The 3,606-nt window shown below is 54.0% G+C and carries 5 protein-coding genes; all 5 read right to left on the bottom strand.

Annotated features, from left to right (window positions below):
* Positions 1-1,785, bottom strand: a 1,785-nt coding sequence (locus FBQ85_27985; protein MDL1878973.1) for a M1 family metallopeptidase, incomplete at its 3' end; no start/stop codon positions are given.
* A 33-nt stretch (positions 1,786-1,818) separates the two neighbouring features.
* Entirely contained in the window at positions 1,819-2,193 is a 375-nt protein-coding gene (locus FBQ85_27980) for a cupin domain-containing protein (protein ID MDL1878972.1), read from the bottom strand.
* 35 nt (positions 2,194-2,228) lie between these two features.
* Entirely contained in the window at positions 2,229-2,597 is a 369-nt protein-coding gene (locus FBQ85_27975; GenBank protein ID MDL1878971.1) for a hypothetical protein, read from the bottom strand.
* Entirely contained in the window at positions 2,594-2,929 is a 336-nt protein-coding gene (locus FBQ85_27970) for a hypothetical protein (protein ID MDL1878970.1), read from the bottom strand. Before FBQ85_27970 ends, FBQ85_27975 begins: the two co-directional genes overlap by 4 nt.
* 36 nt (positions 2,930-2,965) lie before the next feature.
* The coding region (locus FBQ85_27965; GenBank protein ID MDL1878969.1) for a glycine--tRNA ligase at positions 2,966-3,606 on the bottom strand (641 nt) is incomplete at its 5' end.

The following is a 3,606-nucleotide window of genomic DNA, read 5'->3' as shown; positions in this document are numbered from 1 at the left end:
GCCGATGCTCACACCGACGTTGCCGCGATTGAGCAAGTCATTGTTCCACGCCTGCAACATCTCGTCAAAACGCTTGTCCTCGCGCAGCACCCATTCGACATAAAGCGCGCCGAGATACTCCGCAAAGGCTTCGCTGAGCCATTGATCGTGATACGTTGCCCACCCGAGCAAATTGCCAAACCATTGATGCGCCACCTCGTGACTGCGCAGCGCTTCCGTCGGCCCGGTGACGTGGCCGGCAAAGCCCAGCCAGGAAAGCGTAACGAAGCCGGGAAATCCCTGGCTGTGCATCGTCGGCGATTCGACGACACGCAGCACGGGCAAGGGAAAATCGCCCAAATGGTTTTGAAAAAAATACAGGCTGTTTGCCAAATCTTTTGCCACACGTTTGCGATCAGGCAGGGCCCGCCGTGTCATGCTGTAGATTTCAATTTGCGGCAAGCCCAGTTCTGGGGAAGCGAGAAGCGTATCCGCCGAAAAATTTCCCAAACAGAACGTTGCCGCTTTGGCAGGCAAGAATGATCTGTAAAAACTCAAATGAAATCCGCCTTCATACCAGTCGCGCACCAGGCGGCCGCCCGTCAAGACGCGCATGCGCGGCGGGCATTTAAATACGATGCTGTAATGTGCGCGATTCAAGTAACCCAGGCGCGGCACCCAGAATACCGGATCTTTGAGAAAAAGCGAGCCGTTTTCATGGCGTTGCAACATGTCGCCGTCATAATGAAAGAGCAAGCGCAGCGTGTCTGCGGAAACCGCGGGCGCAGGCAGGAACACCGTGATGTCCGTTTCTTTCTTTGCGCGGATGAAGTCCAGCGTGTCGCCCTGTTCGGATCGCACCCAGGCGAGATCAAGTTCGGTGGATAACGTAAATGAGAGTGTGCGCGGCTTGGTTTGCGGAAGCGCGATGTTGACTCCGAGGTCGGCTTCCATGTTGCCGCCGCCGTCCAATTCGACCCAGCCGGTATATCTCATCAATTGCGGCGCCGGTTGCCGGGGAGGCGGATCATGCGTTGGCTTATAGCTGCACACCGTGTAAAACGGGCGTCTGATGCGCTTGGGAAAGTATTGCAATAACGTTATTGGTTCCTCGGCAGCAGAATCAAAGAAGTAGAGATAGAGCGGAGGAAAAGGATTGAGATCGCGATCGGGATAAAACGCGCAGAGGACGAAGGCGGAAGGTTTTTCTTCAACGCGCCGGCGCAAAAGTTGCGCCGCCAAATTGTAGCCCCGGTGCTCAAGCAGCGCCTCAGAAATATCGCCCATCCAATCCTGAGTTTTGCGGTGCAATGGCGCATGAATGCGCGGGAGTTGAGCGCCGGTAAAGATTGATCTGCTTTCCCCGGGCATGGAGAAATCTTCAAGACGCGAAAATCGCCAGAGGATTTGTGAAGCCGTGCACGAGAGCAGAGAATCCTTGGCAAACCGGGAAACCTGAAACTGCTCGAGCGCATGCGGCGGCCGAAATTCGATGTGGGCTTGACCCTCGAACAGCAGCCCGGTGACGGTCTGCGTGCTGTCGAGCAGAACCGTAATTTTTCCTGAATGCAGTGTTGCTTTGAAATCAGGCAGTTGAACGAGCAGGGTATCGCGTATCGCCCAGGCAGAATCGGCGGGGATGGGTTTTTGCAGAGATTGATAGAGTCTGCGCAACTCGCGGTCGCGCAAGCCATTTTTTTGCGTTGCGCCCAGTGTTTGTGCAAACAACGCAATCATCGCGGCGGCAAAAAGACACGTAAACACGCGCGCGTCCGGCAGCATCGTTTTCCTTGTTGAGAAATTCATTACCGGGCAAACAGCGAACGCCAGTAGAGGTTTTCAGCGTTGTTCGTCGAGCCGAATATCATCCTCCAAACGCCAGGGCGGACTGACCAGCGCAGCGAATACGAGAACATTTTGACCGATATTCTCGATCCATTGCTCTTTTTCCGGCGGGATATAAACCGCGTCGCCAGATTGCACTTCTTTGGTCTCCTCGCCAACGTGCATGTTGCCGATCCCCTCGATAATGTAATAAACTTCGGATTGGCGCAGATAGTGGCGATAAGTCGCTTTGCCCGGTTCGACGTAGGCAATCGCGAAAGAGTAGGAGATTTTTGCCTCCGGATCCCGCTCGGGATGCAGCAATTCGCGCAAGCGGCAACCGTCGTTGGCGATGATTTCTTCACAATCCTTTTCATGTTTGACTAACATAATGCCCTTGTCCTTTTGTAAACGGATTTTCCTCGTTACACCGAAACCGGCCTGCCGGTTTTGAGCAAGCCGGAGTGCTCGAGTAAACGTTCGGCCCATCTCGTGCAGGCGGCGCTGATGTCCGCGCGCTGCGTGTCATCTGCAACGCCGTTTTCAAGGTCATTTTGCCAACCCGCCAAATCAACCTGCAAAGCTTCCAAATCCGCCCGGGTTTCTGGATTGGCGTCGGAGATTGTCCACGCGGCGAAGAGTTGGCATTCTTGAAAAAGCTGCTCAGTAATACCCCGGGGTTTTTGGGAATGAACCAAGAATCCCAAACGCTTGACACTTGACGCCAGATTCCCTAATTGAATTGGAATCGCGTCGCGCAGATGGAGTTCTCTAAGCCTTGTTTCGTTAATCATGGCCGCTCCAGCAATCGCCGGGCAATTTCTTCAACCCGGTCTCGAATCGCGCGATCAAGAATAATCATCGCAGGGTTATTCTGATTCGGGCGTATGTTTATTAGCGCTTCAAACTTGACTTCTGAGCTATCCGGATACCAATCTGCGCCCCAGATATTTTTTTGTTTACTGCCATCCTCCAGCAGAACTTCCTCGCAATCGGCATGGCGCGCGCCGCCTCCCGCAAGAATTTCCCGCTCAATATCAACGGCTAATTTGATAAAGAATTCAAAAACCGGAAGCATCTCGGCAATCTGTTCCGGTGTAGCTTGTGTACGAATAATGTGAATCATGGTACCCCCGTTTTTGATCTTTGTGAAAATCTTGGATTAGACGCGTTTGTAACTTGCCATTTTCTCCATCAGAAAAGGCGCTAGCGCGTCCATGCTCACGCGCGTCTGCACGAGGGTATCGCGCTCGCGCACGGTCACGGTTTGATCCTGCAACGTTTGGCCGTCCACGGTGATGCCGAAGGGCGTGCCCGCTTCATCCATGCGGCGATAACGCCGGCCGATGGCGCCGCCGTCATCATAGAACACGTTGAATTGCTTTTTGAGATCATGATAAATCTTCTGCGCCACCTCCGGCATGCCGTCTTTTTTCACCAACGGAAAAACGCCGGCCTTGATGGGCGCAATTACCGGCGCAAGGCGCAACACCGTGCGCGCCTCGCCCTCGATCACGTCTTCGTCATAAGCATCGATAAGCGTCGTCAGCACGGTGCGGTCGCAACCGGCGGAAGTTTCGATGATGTAGGGAATGAATTTCTCGCGCGTCGCATCGTCAAAATATTGCAGATCCTTGCCGCTGTATCCCGCATGGCGCTTAAGATCGAAATCCGTGCGGTTGTGAATGCCTTCCAATTCCTTCCAGCCAAAGGGGAATTCATATTCGATGTCGAAGGCGGCGGCGGCGTAATGCGCCAGCTCCGTGGGCCCGTGTTGATGGAATTGCAGCTTCGCGGGACGAA

The sequence above is a fragment of the Cytophagia bacterium CHB2 genome (genome assembly GCA_030263535.1).
In the GTDB taxonomy this organism is placed as follows: domain Bacteria; phylum Zhuqueibacterota; class Zhuqueibacteria; order Zhuqueibacterales; family Zhuqueibacteraceae; genus Coneutiohabitans.
The sequence above is the reverse complement of the archived record's forward strand: the minus strand, read 5'-3'. Positions and strand labels throughout refer to the sequence as shown.